Source organism: Marinovum sp., assembly GCF_034669705.1.
GTDB lineage: Bacteria > Pseudomonadota > Alphaproteobacteria > Rhodobacterales > Rhodobacteraceae > Marinovum.
In genome coordinates, this window is the sequence record NZ_JAXMOR010000012.1 from 1 (window position 1) to 15,484 (window position 15,484).

13 protein-coding genes are annotated in these 15,484 nt (G+C 66.8%); 10 read left to right on the forward strand and 3 right to left on the reverse strand.

Annotation, left to right across the window (positions count from 1 at the left end; genetic code table 11):
- Positions 1 to 499 precede the first annotated feature (499 nt).
- Positions 500 to 712 carry a DUF1127 domain-containing protein gene (locus tag VOI27_RS10350; RefSeq protein WP_323765264.1) on the reverse strand — a complete coding sequence of 71 codons (213 nt, stop codon included), beginning with the start codon at positions 710 to 712 and terminating at the stop codon, positions 500 to 502.
- Positions 713 to 949: 237 nt separating this feature from the next.
- Here VOI27_RS10350 and VOI27_RS10355 point away from each other — a divergent pair, with 237 nt between their 5' ends.
- The 9 genes from VOI27_RS10355 to murD all read left to right on the forward strand — a co-directional run bounded on the left by VOI27_RS10355 (position 950) and on the right by murD (position 12,080).
- A complete protein-coding gene (locus VOI27_RS10355) occupies positions 950 to 2,002 on the forward strand; it encodes an Mrp/NBP35 family ATP-binding protein (protein ID WP_323765265.1) in 1,053 nt (350 codons plus the stop codon).
- Between the two features lie 904 nt (positions 2,003 to 2,906).
- Entirely contained in the window at positions 2,907 to 3,413 is a 507-nt protein-coding gene (gene mraZ, locus VOI27_RS10360; RefSeq protein WP_323765266.1) for a division/cell wall cluster transcriptional repressor MraZ, read from the forward strand.
- A 3-nt stretch (positions 3,414 to 3,416) separates the two neighbouring features.
- Positions 3,417 to 4,409 (forward strand): 16S rRNA (cytosine(1402)-N(4))-methyltransferase RsmH, encoded by a 993-nt coding sequence (rsmH, locus tag VOI27_RS10365; protein WP_323765267.1) that lies wholly within the window; start codon positions 3,417 to 3,419, stop codon positions 4,407 to 4,409.
- A complete protein-coding gene (gene ftsL, locus VOI27_RS10370; protein WP_323765268.1) occupies positions 4,409 to 4,774 on the forward strand; it encodes a cell division protein FtsL in 366 nt (121 codons plus the stop codon). The genes rsmH and ftsL overlap by 1 nt, the downstream gene beginning before the upstream one ends.
- Complete coding sequence (locus tag VOI27_RS10375; RefSeq protein ID WP_323765269.1) at positions 4,771 to 6,558, forward strand: penicillin-binding protein 2; 1,788 nt, start codon at positions 4,771 to 4,773, stop codon at positions 6,556 to 6,558. Before ftsL ends, VOI27_RS10375 begins: the two co-directional genes overlap by 4 nt.
- A 12-nt stretch (positions 6,559 to 6,570) precedes the next feature.
- Entirely contained in the window at positions 6,571 to 8,055 is a 1,485-nt protein-coding gene (locus VOI27_RS10380) for a UDP-N-acetylmuramoyl-L-alanyl-D-glutamate--2,6-diaminopimelate ligase (protein ID WP_323765270.1), read from the forward strand.
- A complete protein-coding gene (locus VOI27_RS10385; RefSeq protein WP_323765271.1) occupies positions 8,052 to 9,461 on the forward strand; it encodes a UDP-N-acetylmuramoyl-tripeptide--D-alanyl-D-alanine ligase in 1,410 nt (469 codons plus the stop codon). The genes VOI27_RS10380 and VOI27_RS10385 overlap by 4 nt, the downstream gene beginning before the upstream one ends.
- Positions 9,462 to 9,496: 35 nt before the next feature.
- Complete coding sequence (gene mraY / locus VOI27_RS10390) at positions 9,497 to 10,579, forward strand: phospho-N-acetylmuramoyl-pentapeptide-transferase (protein ID WP_323765272.1); 1,083 nt, start codon at positions 9,497 to 9,499, stop codon at positions 10,577 to 10,579.
- A gap of 94 nt (positions 10,580 to 10,673) precedes the next feature.
- A complete protein-coding gene (murD, locus tag VOI27_RS10395) occupies positions 10,674 to 12,080 on the forward strand; it encodes a UDP-N-acetylmuramoyl-L-alanine--D-glutamate ligase (protein WP_323765273.1) in 1,407 nt (468 codons plus the stop codon).
- 86 nt (positions 12,081 to 12,166) lie between these two features.
- On the opposite strand, the gene VOI27_RS10400 is transcribed toward murD, so the two are convergent.
- Positions 12,167 to 12,859: a hypothetical protein gene (locus VOI27_RS10400; RefSeq protein WP_323765274.1), complete on the reverse strand. Its 693-nt coding sequence runs from the start codon at positions 12,857 to 12,859 to the stop codon at positions 12,167 to 12,169.
- A gap of 69 nt (positions 12,860 to 12,928) precedes the next feature.
- On the reverse strand, positions 12,929 to 14,107 hold the full coding sequence (locus tag VOI27_RS10405; protein WP_323765275.1) for an NAD(P)/FAD-dependent oxidoreductase: 1,179 nt from the start codon (positions 14,105 to 14,107) through the stop codon (positions 12,929 to 12,931).
- Positions 14,108 to 14,249: 142 nt separating this feature from the next.
- Here VOI27_RS10405 and ftsW point away from each other — a divergent pair, with 142 nt between their 5' ends.
- Complete coding sequence (gene ftsW / locus VOI27_RS10410; RefSeq protein WP_323765276.1) at positions 14,250 to 15,416, forward strand: putative lipid II flippase FtsW; 1,167 nt, start codon at positions 14,250 to 14,252, stop codon at positions 15,414 to 15,416.
- The last annotated feature ends 68 nt before the right edge of the window (positions 15,417 to 15,484 follow it).

Here is a 15,484-nt window from a genome sequence, read left to right on the forward strand (position 1 = left end):
CAGGGAGGTGTGCCGCCGTCTTGTGTCAACCGTCGCTCCTGAATGGGAGGAGACGAAGCGCCAGTCTGGATCGGACCTCGGGCCTATTGGGAGGAGGAGCCCTCGATCCGGTTATCCCGGCCGCAATGGGAGGAGAGCGGCGGGAATTCTGTCTTTGCCGGCGTCACGCATGAGGCGTGGCGGCGGGCCGGAGCCCTGAAACTCGTGCCCTCGGGGGGTAAGACGGCGGCACAGGGAGGTGTGCCGCCGTCTTATCACCACCGGCGCTCCTGAATGGGAGGAGACGAAGCGCCAGCAAGGGTCGGACCTCAGGCGATTTGGGAGGAGGTGCCTTCGGTCCTGGTATTCCCGGCCGCAAAAGGGAGGAGAAACGGCGGGAATTCTGTAAGGGCCAATCGTGGGGCCCGGAATAAAAGGCGGCGACATCAGGGAGGAGGAGAGATGTCGCCGCTGAGACACAGAAGACTCAGGGAGGAGGAGAGAGCCTTCTGATTCCTGATCAGTTGTAGGCTGCGTGATAGGCCACGCGGCGGATTTCGCTGCGGCTCAGGCCGAGATCGGCGAGCTCGCGGTTCGAGAGGCCTTGCAACTCGTTCATGGTTTCCCGATACACGCGATACTGTGCAAAACGTGCGGAAAGGGACTTCAGCGCAGCCTGAATGCGGTTGTTCGGTCCAGCCTGAACGGGAGTGTTCGTGGTGATGTCTGCCATGGCGTTGAGCCTTTGTTGTCGTCGGTGTGTATGTTCGTTTCGTTGACCTCAATCTAGTCGAATGCTGCGTGTGCACAATCCCCGGCATGGGCAATGCTGCTATGCAGCAAATGCAAGGCGTCTGGCATTGACGCGAGGATTTTACGACCAAGGTCGCAAGAATTCACCCGAGGGTTGCAAATAGCCGCTTGCAGTCTGTCTGTGGTTCGCGATGTGAAAGGAAAGAGCAGGGCTCCGATGCAGGAAAAAATCCGAAAACTATTGGCAACATTCGAGATTCCCGGCGGTGGCGACCTTGTCTCGCGGGATTTGATTCGAGCGCTGAGCGTCGAGGGCGGCATTGTGCGCTATGTGATCGAGGCGCCCACGCCCGAGATCGCGCGCCAGATGGAGCCCTTGCGCGCCGCCACCGAGCGCGCCGTGGCGAGCCTCGAGGGGGTGCGCGAGGTGCATGCCGTGCTGACCGCGCATGAGGCCAAGGCGCCGCCGAGCCTCAAGATCGGCGGTCATCCCAAGGCCCAGGCCGGTCCGATGAAGCCCGCCGGCGTCAAACGCATCATTGCCATTGGCTCCGGCAAGGGCGGGGTGGGCAAATCCACCGTCTCCTCGAACCTCGCCGTGGCGCTGGCGCGCGCCGGCAAGAAGGTCGGACTGCTGGATGCCGACATATACGGTCCGTCGCAGCCGCGGATGATGGGGGTCAGCCAGCGCCCGGCCAGCCCAGACGGCAAGACGATCGAGCCGCTGGTGGCGCATGGCGTCACGCTGATGTCGATCGGGCTGATGCTTGACCCGGCCAAGGCGGTGGTCTGGCGCGGGCCGATGCTGATGGGCGCGCTGCAGCAGATGCTCGGGCAGGTGGCATGGGGTGAGCTTGACGTGCTGCTGGTCGATCTGCCGCCCGGCACCGGCGACGTGCAACTGACGCTGTGCCAGAAATCCGAGCTTTCCGGGGCCATCGTGGTCTCGACGCCGCAGGACGTGGCGCTGCTCGATGCGCGCAAGGCAGTGGACATGTTCCATACGCTGAAGACGCCGATCCTCGGGATGATCGAGAACATGTCGCTGTTCCATTGCCCGAGCTGTGGCTTCGAGGCGCATATCTTTGGTCATGGCGGCGCGGCGAAAGAGGCGCAGGACATGGGCGTGCCACTGCTGGCGCAGCTGCCGATCGATCTCGACACGCGGCTGGGCGGCGACAATGGCACGCCGGTGGCCGCTGGCGAAGGACCGATGGCCGCGGCTTACGGCCAGCTTGCACAAGGCATGATCCGCGGCGGGCTGGTCTGAGACCGGCGCAGCGCTGACATGATATACCTGACCCTGCGCGCCCGATGCGCGCGGGGCCCGTCCGGTGCCTCCTATATGTGAGGGACCTGCGCGCCTGACGGGCACAGGCCTCGCGCCGCGCCTCGGAGCGCCGGCGCGGCTTCTTGGACCGCCTCTCTTCTCTCTCCTTCGATCAACCGCCGAGCCCGGGGCCGTCACCTGGCGGGAAACCGTGGGCGCGGCGGGAATTCATGGGACCTACGGGAAATCGTGGGACGGATGGGAATTCATGGTCCGGCCGGTCCCGACTGTGGCGGCGACTCGTGGCGAAACCCTCTCGATTCCGTGATTCGGATGTGATTCATTGGGTGTGACAGGGAATTTCTGCCGCCACCCCGGTGCGGTTGACTGGGAAACTGCGGGCAGATTGCGGCACGCCTGAAAATGTTCCGGGATTTCGTGGGAAAAAAGCCACAGCGCTTAGATCACTATATATAGTGTAGGCAAATTCCCGCTTCCGCTACAATTTCCAAAAACATGACAAATTTACCCCCAAGATGTTGTTTTCCACAGGGGGTGTGGACAATATGATGTGGGTGTTTCCCAATTTTGCCTGTTGATTTCCATAAATTCCCATGGCATCCCTTATACCACGATGAGGGACGGAGACAGGGGCACCAAACGACCCCGCAACCAACTCCGAACAAAAGCAAAAACAAGGTTTCATACAGGCATCCGCCTTTCATCGTGAACAAGAGATCCGGCGCGCGGGCGAGCAGACATCCCCCCAGGTGGCGCGCGCAGCTGGACATCCCGCAAGAGCGGGACAGGCGGCGGGTTGATCAGTGGCAGCAGATCAACCCGCCGTTTTTACATCCAAAATCCGGGGGGTTTCGCGGGGGCGCGAGCAAAGGACGGCAGGACAGTGAGCCGCAGGTTCAGAGGCGAGAGCCACCACAAGGTGGATACGAAGGGCAGGGTGTCTATCCCGGCCTCGTTTCGCCGTGTGCTGGAAGCCGCCGACCCGAACTGGAAATCCGGTGAAAATCCCGAGCTCGTAATCGTCTATGGCGATCACCGCCGCAATTACCTCGAATGCTACACGATGGAGGCGATCGACGAGGTCGACGCCAAGATCGATGCCCTGCCGCGCGGCTCGATGCAGCGCAAGATGCTGCAGCGGCTGTTTCACGGCCAATCCTATCCCACCAATGTCGACGAGACCGGCCGCCTCGTGCTGCCGGCCAAGCTGCGCGAGAAGATCGGCCTCCAGAAAGAAGCCTTCTTCATCGCCGCCGGCGACACCTTTCAAATCTGGCACCCGGACACCTACGAGAAGGAAGAGCTGGCCAAGACCGAGGAATGGCTCGACGAGCTGCCTGAGGACTTCGATCCGCTCTCCTTCCTCGACGCTCCGGCAGAGGGAGCCTGACCGATGGCCGCCGCTCAGACCACACCCCCCGCGGCCCCGCATATCCCCGTACTGATCCGGCCGCTGATCGCAGCGGTCGCGCCGGTGGAAGGCACCTGGATCGATGGCACCTTCGGCGCCGGCGGCTATACCCGTGCATTGCTCGAGGCCGGTGCGGGCGAGGTGGTGGCGATCGACCGCGACCCGCTGGCCTTTGAACTGGCCGCCGACTGGATGCGCGACTACGGCGACCGAATCCGCCCCGAGCAGACCGTGTTTTCCAAGATGGACGAGGTCGCCAGCGCGGTCGAGGGCGTGGTGCTCGATCTCGGGGTCTCCTCCATGCAGCTCGACCGCGCCGAGCGCGGCTTTTCCTTCATGAAGGACGGCCCGCTCGACATGCGGATGAGCCAGGACGGCCCCAGCGCCGCCGATCTGGTCAATTCCGCCTCAGAGCAGGAACTGGCCGAGATCCTCTTTGTCTTTGGCGAGGAACGCGCCTCGCGGCGGATCGCCAAGAACATCGTTCGCGCGCGCGCCGAGGCGCCCTTCGAGACCACGCTGCAACTGGCAGGGGTGATCGAACGCTCTTTGCCGCGCTCGAAGCCCGGTCAGAGCCATCCCGCCACGCGCTCGTTCCAGGCGCTGCGAATCGCCGTCAACGACGAATATACCGAGCTTTTCGAGGGGCTGATGGCCGCAGAACGGGTGCTGAAACCCGGCGGTCTGCTGGCGGTGGTGACCTTTCATTCCATCGAGGACCGGATGGTCAAACGCTTCCTGCAGGCCCGCGCCGGCCATTCCGGCAACTTCAACCGCTATGCGCCGCAGGTCGCGGCGGTGCCGGCGCAATTCGAGATTGTCACCCGCAAGGCCGCCGGCCCCGACAAGCAGGAATTGGCGGAAAACCCGCGCTCGCGCTCGGCCCGGCTGCGGGTGGCCCGGCGCACCGAGGTGCCGGCCGGCGAGGTCGACGCCAAATCCATCGCCATGCCGCAACTCAAGGGGACAAGGTAATGCGGTCCATTCTCTATGTCATGACAGCGCTCACCGTGATCGGACTGGCCTTCTGGGCCTACCACGAGAACTACAAGACTCAGGAAGCGATTGAAAAGACGTCGAAACTGCAGCGAGAGATTGGCGCGGCGCGGGTCCGCCTCTCGGTGCTGCGGGCAGAATGGGCTTATCTCAACCGCCCCGACCGGCTGCGCGACCTGGCCGAGTTGAACTTTGACCGGCTGGGTCTGTTGCCGCTCAGGCCGCGGCATTTCGGCAATGTCGATCAGGTCGCCTTTCCGCTGCCGGTGTTCGATGATCTCGAGCCGATTACCAACCCGATCGCCACCTCGTCGCAGGGCGCAGACCAGGAGCAACAGCCATGATCCGCACCCCGCTGCGCCCGCTGGCCCGCATCCTCGACGCCCGTCAGAGGGGCGAAAACCCCGACGCCATCGAACGCGAGAACATCCGCCTGCGGCACGAAGAAATGCGCGACCGGCTGCGGCTGCGCGCCGAGCAGCGGCTGTTGCTGCTGGGGATCATGTATTTCTGCGCCTTCCTCGTGATTGCCGTGCGCATGGGCGGTCTGGCCGCCTCTGAGGCGACCGAGCCGCGCGCCGCCACCAATGGCGCCTCGATTGTCGCCCAACGCGCCGATATCGTTGACCGCAAGGGCCGGATCCTCGCCACCAACATGGAGGTGCACAGCCTCTACGCCCACCCGCACCAGATGATCGAACCGCTGCGTGCGGCCGAGGAACTGGGCAAGATCTTCCCCGAGCTCGACGTCGCCGACCTCAAGAAGCGCTTCACCTCTGATCGCAAGTTCATGTGGATTCGCAAGAAGCTGAGCCCCGAACAGAAGCAGGCGGTGCATGACATCGGCGAGCCCGGCCTGTTGTTCGGCCCGCGCGAGATGCGGCTCTATCCCAATGGTGCGCTGGCGGCGCATGTGCTGGGCGGCTACGGTTTTGGCCGTGAGGGCGTGCATTCGGCCGAGGTGCTGGGCACCGCCGGCATCGAGAAGTTCCACGACGATCTGCTGCGCGACCCGGCCCGCGAAGGCGCGCCGCTCGAGCTGTCGATTGACCTGACGTTGCAGGCGGCGGCGGAAAAGGTGCTCTACGGCGGCATGAAGATCATGGGGGCCAAGGGCGCCACCGCGATCCTGATGGATGCCAACAGCGGCGAGATCCTGTCGCTGGCCAGCCTGCCGGACTTCGACCCCAACGACCGGCCGCTGCCGGCGCTCGGCGACGATCCCTCGATCAGCCCGCTGTTCAACCGCGCGGTGCAGGGGGTCTACGAGCTGGGCTCGACCTTCAAGATTTTTGCCGCGGCGCAGGCGATGGACCTCGGCATCGTCAACCCGAACACCATGGTCGACATTCGCGGCCCGCTCACCTGGGGCCGCCACCGCATCCGCGATTTCCACAACTACGGCAAGGAGTTGTCGGTCACCAAGGTGATCGTCAAATCCTCCAACATCGGCACCGCGCGGCTGGCACAGATGATCGGCGCCGACCGGCAGAAGACCTTCCTCGAAAAGCTGGGCTTTTTTGATGTGACCCCGGTCGAGCTGCAGGAGGCCAAGCGCGCCAAGCCGCTACTGCCGCCGAACTGGTCCGAGCTCTCGACCATGACGATCTCCTACGGCCACGGTCTCTCGGCTTCGCCGTTGCACCTGGCCACCGCCTATGCCGCCGTCGCCAACGGCGGCCGCATGGTGACGCCGACGCTGCTGCGCCAGAACGGCCCGAACCTGGGCGAGCGGGTGATGTCGGAGAGCGCTGCAGCGGCCTCGCGTGCCATGTTGCGGCTGGTGGTCAGCCACGACGAGGGCACTGCGAGCTTTGGCGACGTGCGCGGCTATGCGGTGGGCGGCAAGACCGGCACCGCCGACAAGCCCATGCCCAAGGGCGGCTATTACAAGGACAAGGTGATCGCCACCTTCGCCTCGATCTTTCCGATCCACGATCCGAAGTACGTGCTGGTCGTCACCCTCGACGAGCCCGAGATCCACGCCGCCGGCGAGCTGCGCCGCACCGCCGGCTGGACCGCGGTGCCGGTGGCCGCCGAGATGATCGAACGCCTCGCGCCGCTGCTGGGCCTCAGACCCACGATTGAACCCGACACGCTGGCTGGTATAACGCTCACCAGTCAGTAGACGGGGTCCTTCATGAGCAGAACGAAATCGCTTGCCGATCTGGGCCTCAGCGCCCGGGGCGGCGCAGAGACGCGGATCACCGGCATCACGGTCGACAGCCGCGAGGTCAGGGAGGGCGCCCTCTTTGCCGCGCTGCCGGGCAGCCGGGTGCATGGCGCGGAATTCATCCAGTACGCCCTGCGCATGGGCGCCGGCGCGGTGCTCACCGATGCCGAGGGTGCGCGGATCGCCGCCGATGTGCTCGACGCCAGCCACGCTGCGCTGATCGTCGCCGAGGACCCGCGACAGGTGCTGGCCTATACCTCGGCGCTGTGGTTCGGCAGCCAGCCCGAGACCGTGGTCGCGGTGACCGGCACCAACGGCAAGACCTCGGTCTCGACCTTCTGCCGGCAGATCTGGCGGGCGCTCGACATCCCGGCGGTCAACCTTGGCACCACCGGCGTTGAAGGCGCCTGGGAGGCGCCGCTCGCCCATACCACACCAGAGCCGGTTACCCTGCACCGCACCCTGTCGGCCGCGGCCGAGGCCGGCATCACCCATGCCGCGATGGAGGCCTCCTCGCACGGGCTGGCGCAGCGGCGGCTCGACGGCGTCCACCTCAAGGCCGCGGGCTTCACCAACTTCACCCAGGACCACCTGGATTATCACCATTCCTTCGAGGCCTATTTCGAGGCCAAGGCCGGTCTCTTCCTGCGGGTTCTGCCCGAGGATGGCACCGCCGTGCTCAACATGGACGACCCCAAGGTTGCCGATCTCGAGCCGGTCTGCGCCGCCCGCGGCCAGTCGGTGCTGACCGTCGGTCGGGGCCAGGGCTGCGACCTGCGGCTGGTGGCGCAACGGTTCGATGCCACCGGGCAGGACCTGCGATTCGACTGGCTGGGGCAGACCTACCAGACCCGGCTCAAGCTGATCGGCGGTTTCCAGGCGGCCAACGTGCTGCTTGCCACCGGATTGGTGATCGCCGCCGGCCAAGCGCCCGAGCGCGTCTTCGAGGTGATGAGCGATCTTGGCACCGTGCGCGGCCGCATGCAGCTCGCCGCGACCCGCGCCAATGGCGCCGCCGCCTTTGTCGATTACGCTCATACCCCCGACGCGGTGAAGACCGCCCTTTCGGCCCTGCGCCCGCATGTCATGGGCCGGTTGATTGCCGTGGTCGGCGCCGGCGGCGACCGCGACACCGCCAAACGCCCGCTTATGGGGCAGGCCGCGCGCGAGAATGCCGATATCGTCATCGTCACCGACGACAACCCCCGCACCGAGGACCCGGCCGCGATCCGCGCCGCGGTGCTGCAGGGCGCCGGTCCCGAGGCCATCGAAGTGGGCGACCGCGCCGAGGCGATCCTGCGCGGCGTCGACATGCTGCAACCGGGCGATGCGCTGCTGATCTGCGGCAAGGGTCACGAGAGCGGCCAGGTGGTCGGCGACACCACCTATCCTTTCGACGATGTGGAACAGGCCAGCGTCGCGGTCTCGGCGCTTGACGGGGTCAACCCGTGAGCCTCTGGACCGCGGCCGAGGCCGCAGCGGCCACCGGCGGGCGCAGCACGACCGACTGGCAGGCCGGCGGCGTCTCGATCGACACCCGCACGCTGCAGCCCGGCGATCTCTTCGTCGCGCTCAAGGCCGCCCGCGACGGTCATGACTTCGTGGCCCAGGCGCTGGAGAAGGGTGCGGCGGCCGCGCTCGTCACCCACCGCCCCGAAGGCGTGGCCGAGGATGCCCCACTGCTGATCGTCGAGGAGATCATGCCGGCGCTCGAGGCGTTGGGCCGCTCCGGTCGCGCCCGCACCGCCGCCCGGGTCGTCGCCGTCACCGGTTCGGTCGGCAAGACCTCGACCAAGGAGATGCTGCGCGAGACGCTGCAGGCCTTTGGCCGCACCCATGCCTCGGTGGCGAGCTACAACAACCATTGGGGCGTGCCGCTCACGCTGGCGCGGATGCCCGCCGACACCGAATTCGCGGTGATCGAGATCGGCATGAACCACCCCGGCGAAATCGCGCCCCTGTCGGCCATCGCCCGGCCGCATGTGGCGATGATCACCACCGTCGCCCCGGCGCATCTCGAGGCCTTCGGAAAGATCGAGGGCATCGCCGCGGAAAAGGCCAGCATCCTCGCCGGGCTCGAAGCCGGCGGCACCGCGGTCTTCAATGCCGAAGTCGGCACCGCCGATCTTCTGCGCGACGCCGCCCGCGCGGCGGGGGCCGCCTATGTCGGGTTCGGCGAGGCGCCGCAGGCGCAGTACCGTCTGACCGGCGTCGAGATGGCCCATGGCGTGACCGTCGCCCATGCCCGCGTCCGCCACGCCGACCGGCATTTCAAGATCGCAGCCACCGGGCGGCATTTCGCGATGAACGGTCTCGGCGTTCTGGCGGTCACCGATGCGCTGGGGCTCGATCCGGCGCTGGCGGCGGCGGCGCTGTCGCGCTGGGCCCCGGTCAAGGGCCGCGGCGCGCGCCAGAGCATCGCCCTCGATCCGGCCGATCCGGCCAAGACGCTGGAAGTGATCGACGACAGCTACAACGCCAACCCGGCCTCGATGGAGGCCGCGCTCACGGTGCTGGCCGCCACCCCCAAGGCCCAGCGCGGCCGCCGCATCGCCTGTCTCGGCGACATGGCCGAACTGGGCGAGACCGCCCCCGAGCTGCATGCCGCGCTGGCCCGCCTGCCGGCGATGGAGGCGATCGACCGGGTGCATTGCGTCGGCCCGCTGAGCCGTCACCTCTGGCAGGCGCTGCCGGCCGACCGGCGCGGCAACTGGCAGCCCCGGGTCTCCGACATCCTGCCGGAGGTCCGCCACGAGCTGCGCCCCGGCGATGTTCTGCTGATCAAGGGATCGAATTCCATCGGCCTCTCGGCGCTGGTTGACGCGATCCGCAAAATGGGCGATGGCGACCCCCAATAAGTAGCAGGCCACTAAAAGGCGGGAAGGGGCATGAGATGCTCTACTGGTTGACAGCTTTGTCCGATGGCGGGGATTTTTTCAATCTTTTCCGCTATATAACCTTCCGGGCAGGCGGCGCCTTCATGACGGCGCTGATCTTCGGCTTTCTCTTCGGCAAGCCGTTGATCAACGTGCTGCGGCGCAGCCAGGGCAAGGGCCAGCCGATCCGCGACGATGGTCCGGAGGGCCATGTCGCCAAGGCCGGCACCCCCACCATGGGCGGTCTGCTGATCCTCAGCGCGCTGCTGACCTCGACCCTGCTCTGGGCGCGGCTCGACAACCCTTATGTGCTGATGGTGCTCTTCGTCACCTTCGCCTTCGGGCTGATCGGCTTTGCCGACGACTATGCCAAGGTCTCGAAACAGAACACCAAGGGCGTGCCGGGCCGGGTGCGGCTGTTGCTGGGCTTCTTGATCGCCGGCATCGCCGCCTATTGGGCCGCGATCTACCACCCGGACGATCTGCAGTTCCGCCTCGCGCTGCCGGTGCTCAAGGACACCCTGCTGAACCTCGGCTGGCTGTTCCTGCCGTTTTGCATGTTCGTCATCGTCGGTGCTGCCAATGCGGTCAACCTGACCGACGGGCTTGACGGGCTGGCGATCATGCCGGTGATGATCGCCGCCGGCACGCTCGGCGTCATCGCCTACGCGGTGGGCCGGGTCGACTTCACCGAATACCTCGACGTGCACTACGTCCCCGGCACCGGCGAGATCCTGATTTTCACCGCAGGCCTCTTCGGCGGGGGCTTGGGCTTTCTGTGGTACAACGCGCCGCCGGCGGCGGTCTTCATGGGCGACACCGGCAGCCTCGCACTCGGCGGCGCGCTCGGCGCCATCGCCGTGGCCACCAAGCACGAGATCGTGCTCGGCGTGGTCGGCGGGCTCTTTGTGGTCGAGGCGCTCTCGGTGATCATCCAGGTGCTCTACTTCAAACGCACCGGCAAGCGGGTCTTCCTGATGGCGCCGATCCACCACCATTACGAAAAGAAGGGCTGGGCCGAGCCCACCATCGTGATCCGCTTCTGGATAATCTCGCTGATCCTCGCCATCATCGGCCTCGCCACCCTGAAGGTCCGCTGAGGGCAAGCGCGTCCAGGGCTCCTTCTGGCCGAACATATTCCCGGGCGTCCGGGGGCAGCGCCCCCGATCCTGACCGCCCCACGAGGAGCGACCCATGATCCCAGTCACCGGTTTCGAATCCCATCGCATCGCTATCCTCGGCCTCGGCCGCTCGGGCCTCTCGGCCGCCCGCGCCCTGCGCGAGGGTGGCGCCATCCCGGTCTGCTGGGATGACAACCCCCAGGCCCGTGAGCGCGCCGAGGACGCGGGCTTTGAGGTCAGCGACCTGATGAGCCCCGGCATCTTCGCCGAGATCGCCACGCTGATCGTCTCGCCCGGCATCCCGCATCTCTATCCAACGCCCAACCCGGTGGTGGCCGCGGCACAGGCGGCTGGCGTGCCGGTCGACAATGACATCGGCCTGTTCTTCCGCTCGCTGGCCCAGACCGGATGGGAGATGCATGACAGCCCGCCGCGGGTGGTGGCGGTGACAGGCTCGAACGGCAAATCCACCACCTCGGCGCTGATCCACCACATCCTCGAGGCCTCTGGCCGTGAGGCGCAGCTCGCCGGCAACATCGGTCGCGGCGTGCTCGACATCGACCCGCCGGGCGATGGCGGCGTGGTGGTGCTCGAGCTCTCGTCCTACCAGACCGAACTGGCCCGGGCGCTGACCCCCGACGTGGCGGTGTTCACCAACCTCAGCCCCGACCACCTCGACCGTCACGGCGGCATGGGCGGCTATTTCGCCGCCAAGCGCCGGCTGTTCGCCGAAGGCGGGCCGGACCGCGCGGTGATCGGTGTCGATGAGGCCGAGGGCCGCTTCCTTGCCGGCCAGCTCAGCGAGGGGCCGGGCGACGACCGGGTGATCCGCATCTCGGTGACCGGCAAGCTCACCGGGCCGGGTTGGCACGTGTTTGCCCGCAAGGGGTTCCTCTCGGAGTATCGCAAGGGGCGGCAGGCCGGCTCGATCGACTTGCGGGCGGTCAAGGGGCTGCCCGGCGCGCACAATCACCAGAATGCCTGTGCCGCCTATGCCGCCTGCCGGACCCTGGGGCTGGCGCCGCGGGTGATCGAACAGGCGTTCCACAGCTTTGCCGGTCTGCCGCACCGGTCGCAGCTGATCGCCGAGGCGGGCGGGGTCACGTATGTCAACGACAGCAAGGCCACCAATGTCGACAGCGCCGCCAAGGCGCTCGCGGCTTTCGGCAAGATCCGCTGGATCTGCGGCGGGTTGCAGAAGGACGGCGGGCTCGGGGGCTTGGCCGAAGGGCTGGCCAATGTGGTCAAGGCCTATGTGATCGGCCGCGAGGCGGCGGGCTTTGCGCTGGGGCTTCCCGGCGTCGAGGCCGAGGTCTGCACCGAGATGTCGGCCGCGGTGGAACGCGCCATGGCCGAGGCGCAGCCCGGCGAGACGGTGCTGCTGGCGCCGGCGGCAGCGAGTTTCGACCAGTATGACAATTTCGAGCAGCGCGGGGTGGATTTCACCCAGAACGTGCTGGCGCGTCTGACCGAGAGCTAAGGGATGGGGGCTCTGCCCCCGTCGCCTTTGGCGACTCCCCCGAGGGTATTTTCGAACAGAAGAAGGGCTGGACCCGCGCGTTTGCTTCAGCCGTGGATCGAGTGGCGCAGACGGTCAAGGTGGCCGTTCCTGAGGGCGTCGATGTGGATCACCCCGGGCTGCACCGGGATTTCCGGCAGGTCGAGGATGCGGGCGATGGCGTAGCGGTGTTCGCCGCCGCCGCGACGCAGGGCGCGTCCGTTGCGGTCGATATGGACGAAGATGCCGCCGTGTTCGCGGCGGAAATAGCCCGGCACCTCCTTGCGCGGGCGCAGGCGGCGGGTGCGGCTGACCTCGTCGTAGAGCGCGTCGATGCGGGCATAGCGGCGCTTGAGGTCGTCGAGGGTGCGGCAGCCGTCGGACTGGCCGTGCCGGGCGATGTTCTGCAGGTGGCGCTCGTAGACGCCGGTCTCTTCCCAGGGCAGACCGTCGACGAAATGCAGGCGGATGGCCGCATGCTTGAAGGACTCCTCGAGCGGCCTTGTCGAGAGGTCCCAGTTGCCGCCGCGCACCAGCCCGCTGTGACGGCGGCGGAAAGCCGGGGCGCCCTGTTTGGGATCGGGGGCATAGGCCGCGTGGACGTCGGCCAGCGGCACGAAGAGCGCCTCGTCAGACAGCGGCGCCTGGCCGCGGAAGCGCAGGCGGTTGAGGATGTCGCGGGCAAACTTCTGCGGCACCTTGGCCTCGAGCGCGCGAAGCAGGTTGGCGGGCTTCAGAGGCGGATATTCGATCAGGGCCATCCGGCACTCCGTTCAACGTGACGATTGTGTAACGGATATGTGGCGGCGCTGTAAATATTCCAGTGGCGCTCAGCCGCGCGCCGCGAGCGCCGTGCCCGCGGCATGGCCCGAGGCCCAGGCCCACTGGAAGTTGTAGCCGCCGAGCCAGCCGGTGACATCCACCGCCTCGCCGATGGCATAAAGACCGGGCACGTCCCTGGCCTGCATGTCGCGCGAGTTCAGCCCGTCGGTGTCGATGCCGCCCAAGGTGACCTCGGCGGTGCGATAGCCCTCTGACCCGGTGGGCTTGTGGCGCCAGTCCGACAGCGTCTCGCAAAGTGCGCGCAGCCGGGCGTCGGACTGGTCGGCGAGGTTGCCGGTGAGTTGCAGGGGGCCCGCGAGATGCTCGACCAGCCGCGCCGGCAGGTGGCGCGCCAGCGCGGTGGTGAGGTTGACGCGGCCGGCCTCTTGCCGGGCCGCACGCAGATCGTCGTAGAGCGTGGGCGGCGCGAGGCGCAGGGCGATCTCGTCGCCTTCGCGCCAGAACGACGAGACCTGCAGGATCGCCGGGCCCGAGAGCCCGCGGTGGGTAAACAGCAGCGCCTCGTCGAAACTGGTGCCATTGGTGCGGGCCGTGGCCGGCAGCGAGACGCCGGAAAGCGGCGCGAAGCGCTGGTCGGAAAAGGTCAGCGGCACCAGGGCAGGGCGGGTCTCGGTGACCGCGAGCCCGAATTGCCGGGCGATGTCATAGGAGAGCCCGGTGGCGCCCATCTTGGGGATCGACTTGCCGCCGGTGGCGAGCACCAGGTTGCTGGCGGTGACGACTGTGCGGCGGCCCTCGCGGTCGAGGATCACGGAAAACCGGCTGCCGTCATGGCTGACGCCGACCACGCTGGTCTGCAGCCAGAGATCGGCGCCGGCCGCGCGCATCTCGGCGGTCAGCATCTCGACCACCTGGGTGGATTTGCCATCGCAGAACAGCTGGCCCAGGGTCTTTTCGTGCCAGGCGATGCCGTGGCGGTCGACCAGCGCGATGAAATCCCACTGGGTATAGCGTTTCAGCGCCGATTTGCAGAAATGCGGGTTCTGCGACAGGAAGTTCCCGGGCGCGGTGTACAGGTTGGTGAAATTGCAGCGACCGCCGCCGGAAATGCGGATCTTTTCGCCCGGGGCCTTGGCATGATCGATGACCAGCGTGCCGGGGCCGGCATGGGCCGCGCACATCAGGCCGGCGGCGCCGGCGCCGAGGATGAGGGTGGTGACATTCATCCGCCAGCGGTGCCCCGAAATGCCGGCAAGCGCAAGGGGCGGGCGGGGGCGTTTTCCCTAGCCTTGTCACGGGGTTTGCGGTAAACTTCTGGCCAGACCCCGAAAAACGGGGCACCCGAGGCAGATTGAGTGGCAGATTCCCATGACTGAAATGGTCTATGGCGCGGCCCCCGTGAGGGACGTCGAGCCTGTGCTCCCGAAATGGTGGCGCACGATCGACAAGATGTCGATGTCCTTTATCCTGATCCTGTTCACCATCGGCATCTTGCTGGGGCTTGCCGCCTCGCCGCCGCTGGCGGCCAAGAACGGGTTCGAACCTTTTCACTATGTCACCCGGCAGGCGATCTTTGGCGGTGCGGCTCTGGTGGCGATGCTGGTCACCTCGATGATGACGCCGGTGCTGGTGCGCCGTCTGGCGGTGGTGGGCTTTGCGCTGGCCTTCGTGGCGCTGGCGCTGCTGCCGGCCTTCGGCACCGATTTCGGCAAGGGCGCGGTGCGCTGGTACAGCCTGGGCTTCGCCTCGGTGCAGCCGTCGGAGTTTCTCAAGCCCGGGTTCGTGGTGATCGCCGCCTGGATGCTGGCCGCCAACCAGGAGATCAACGGCCCGCCGGGGCGGCTGTGGTCGTTCGGGCTTTGCGTGACCATCGTGCTGATGCTGGCCCTGCAGCCCGACTTCGGCCAGGCCTGCCTGGTGCTGTTTGGCTGGGGGGTGATGTATTTCGTCGCCGGTGCGCCGATGCTCCTGCTGGTGGGCATCGCGCTCCTGGTGGTGCTGGCCGGCACGCTGGCCTATTCCAGTTCAGAGCACTTCGCCCGCCGCATCGACGGCTTTCTGACCGCGGACGTCGATCCGACCACCCAGCTGGGCTATGCCACCAACGCGATCCGCGAGGGCGGGTTCGTCGGCGTTGGCGTCGGCGAGGGGCAGGTGAAATGGTCGCTGCCGGACGCCCACACCGATTTCATCATCGCCGTGGCGGCCGAGGAATACGGGCTGATCCTTGTGCTGGCGATCATCGCGCTCTATGCGGGGGTGGTGCTGTCGTCTCTGCTGCGCCTGATGCGCGAACGCGATCCCTTTATCCGGCTGGCCGGAACCGGGCTTGCCTGCATGTTCGGCGTTCAGGCGATGATCAACATGGGTGTCGCGGTGCGGCTCTTGCCCGCCAAGGGCATGACGCTGCCCTTCGTCAGCTACGGCGGCTCCTCGCTGATTGCCACCGGCATCGCGGTGGGCATGCTGCTGTCGTTCACCCGGACACGGCCGCAGGGCGAGATCGGAGACATTCTGCGGGGCCGCGTCAGGTGAGCCCCGCCGCAAGGCATAAGGGCACGGACTGATGGAGCGGCAGAGGCTACTCGTCATTGCGGCAGGCG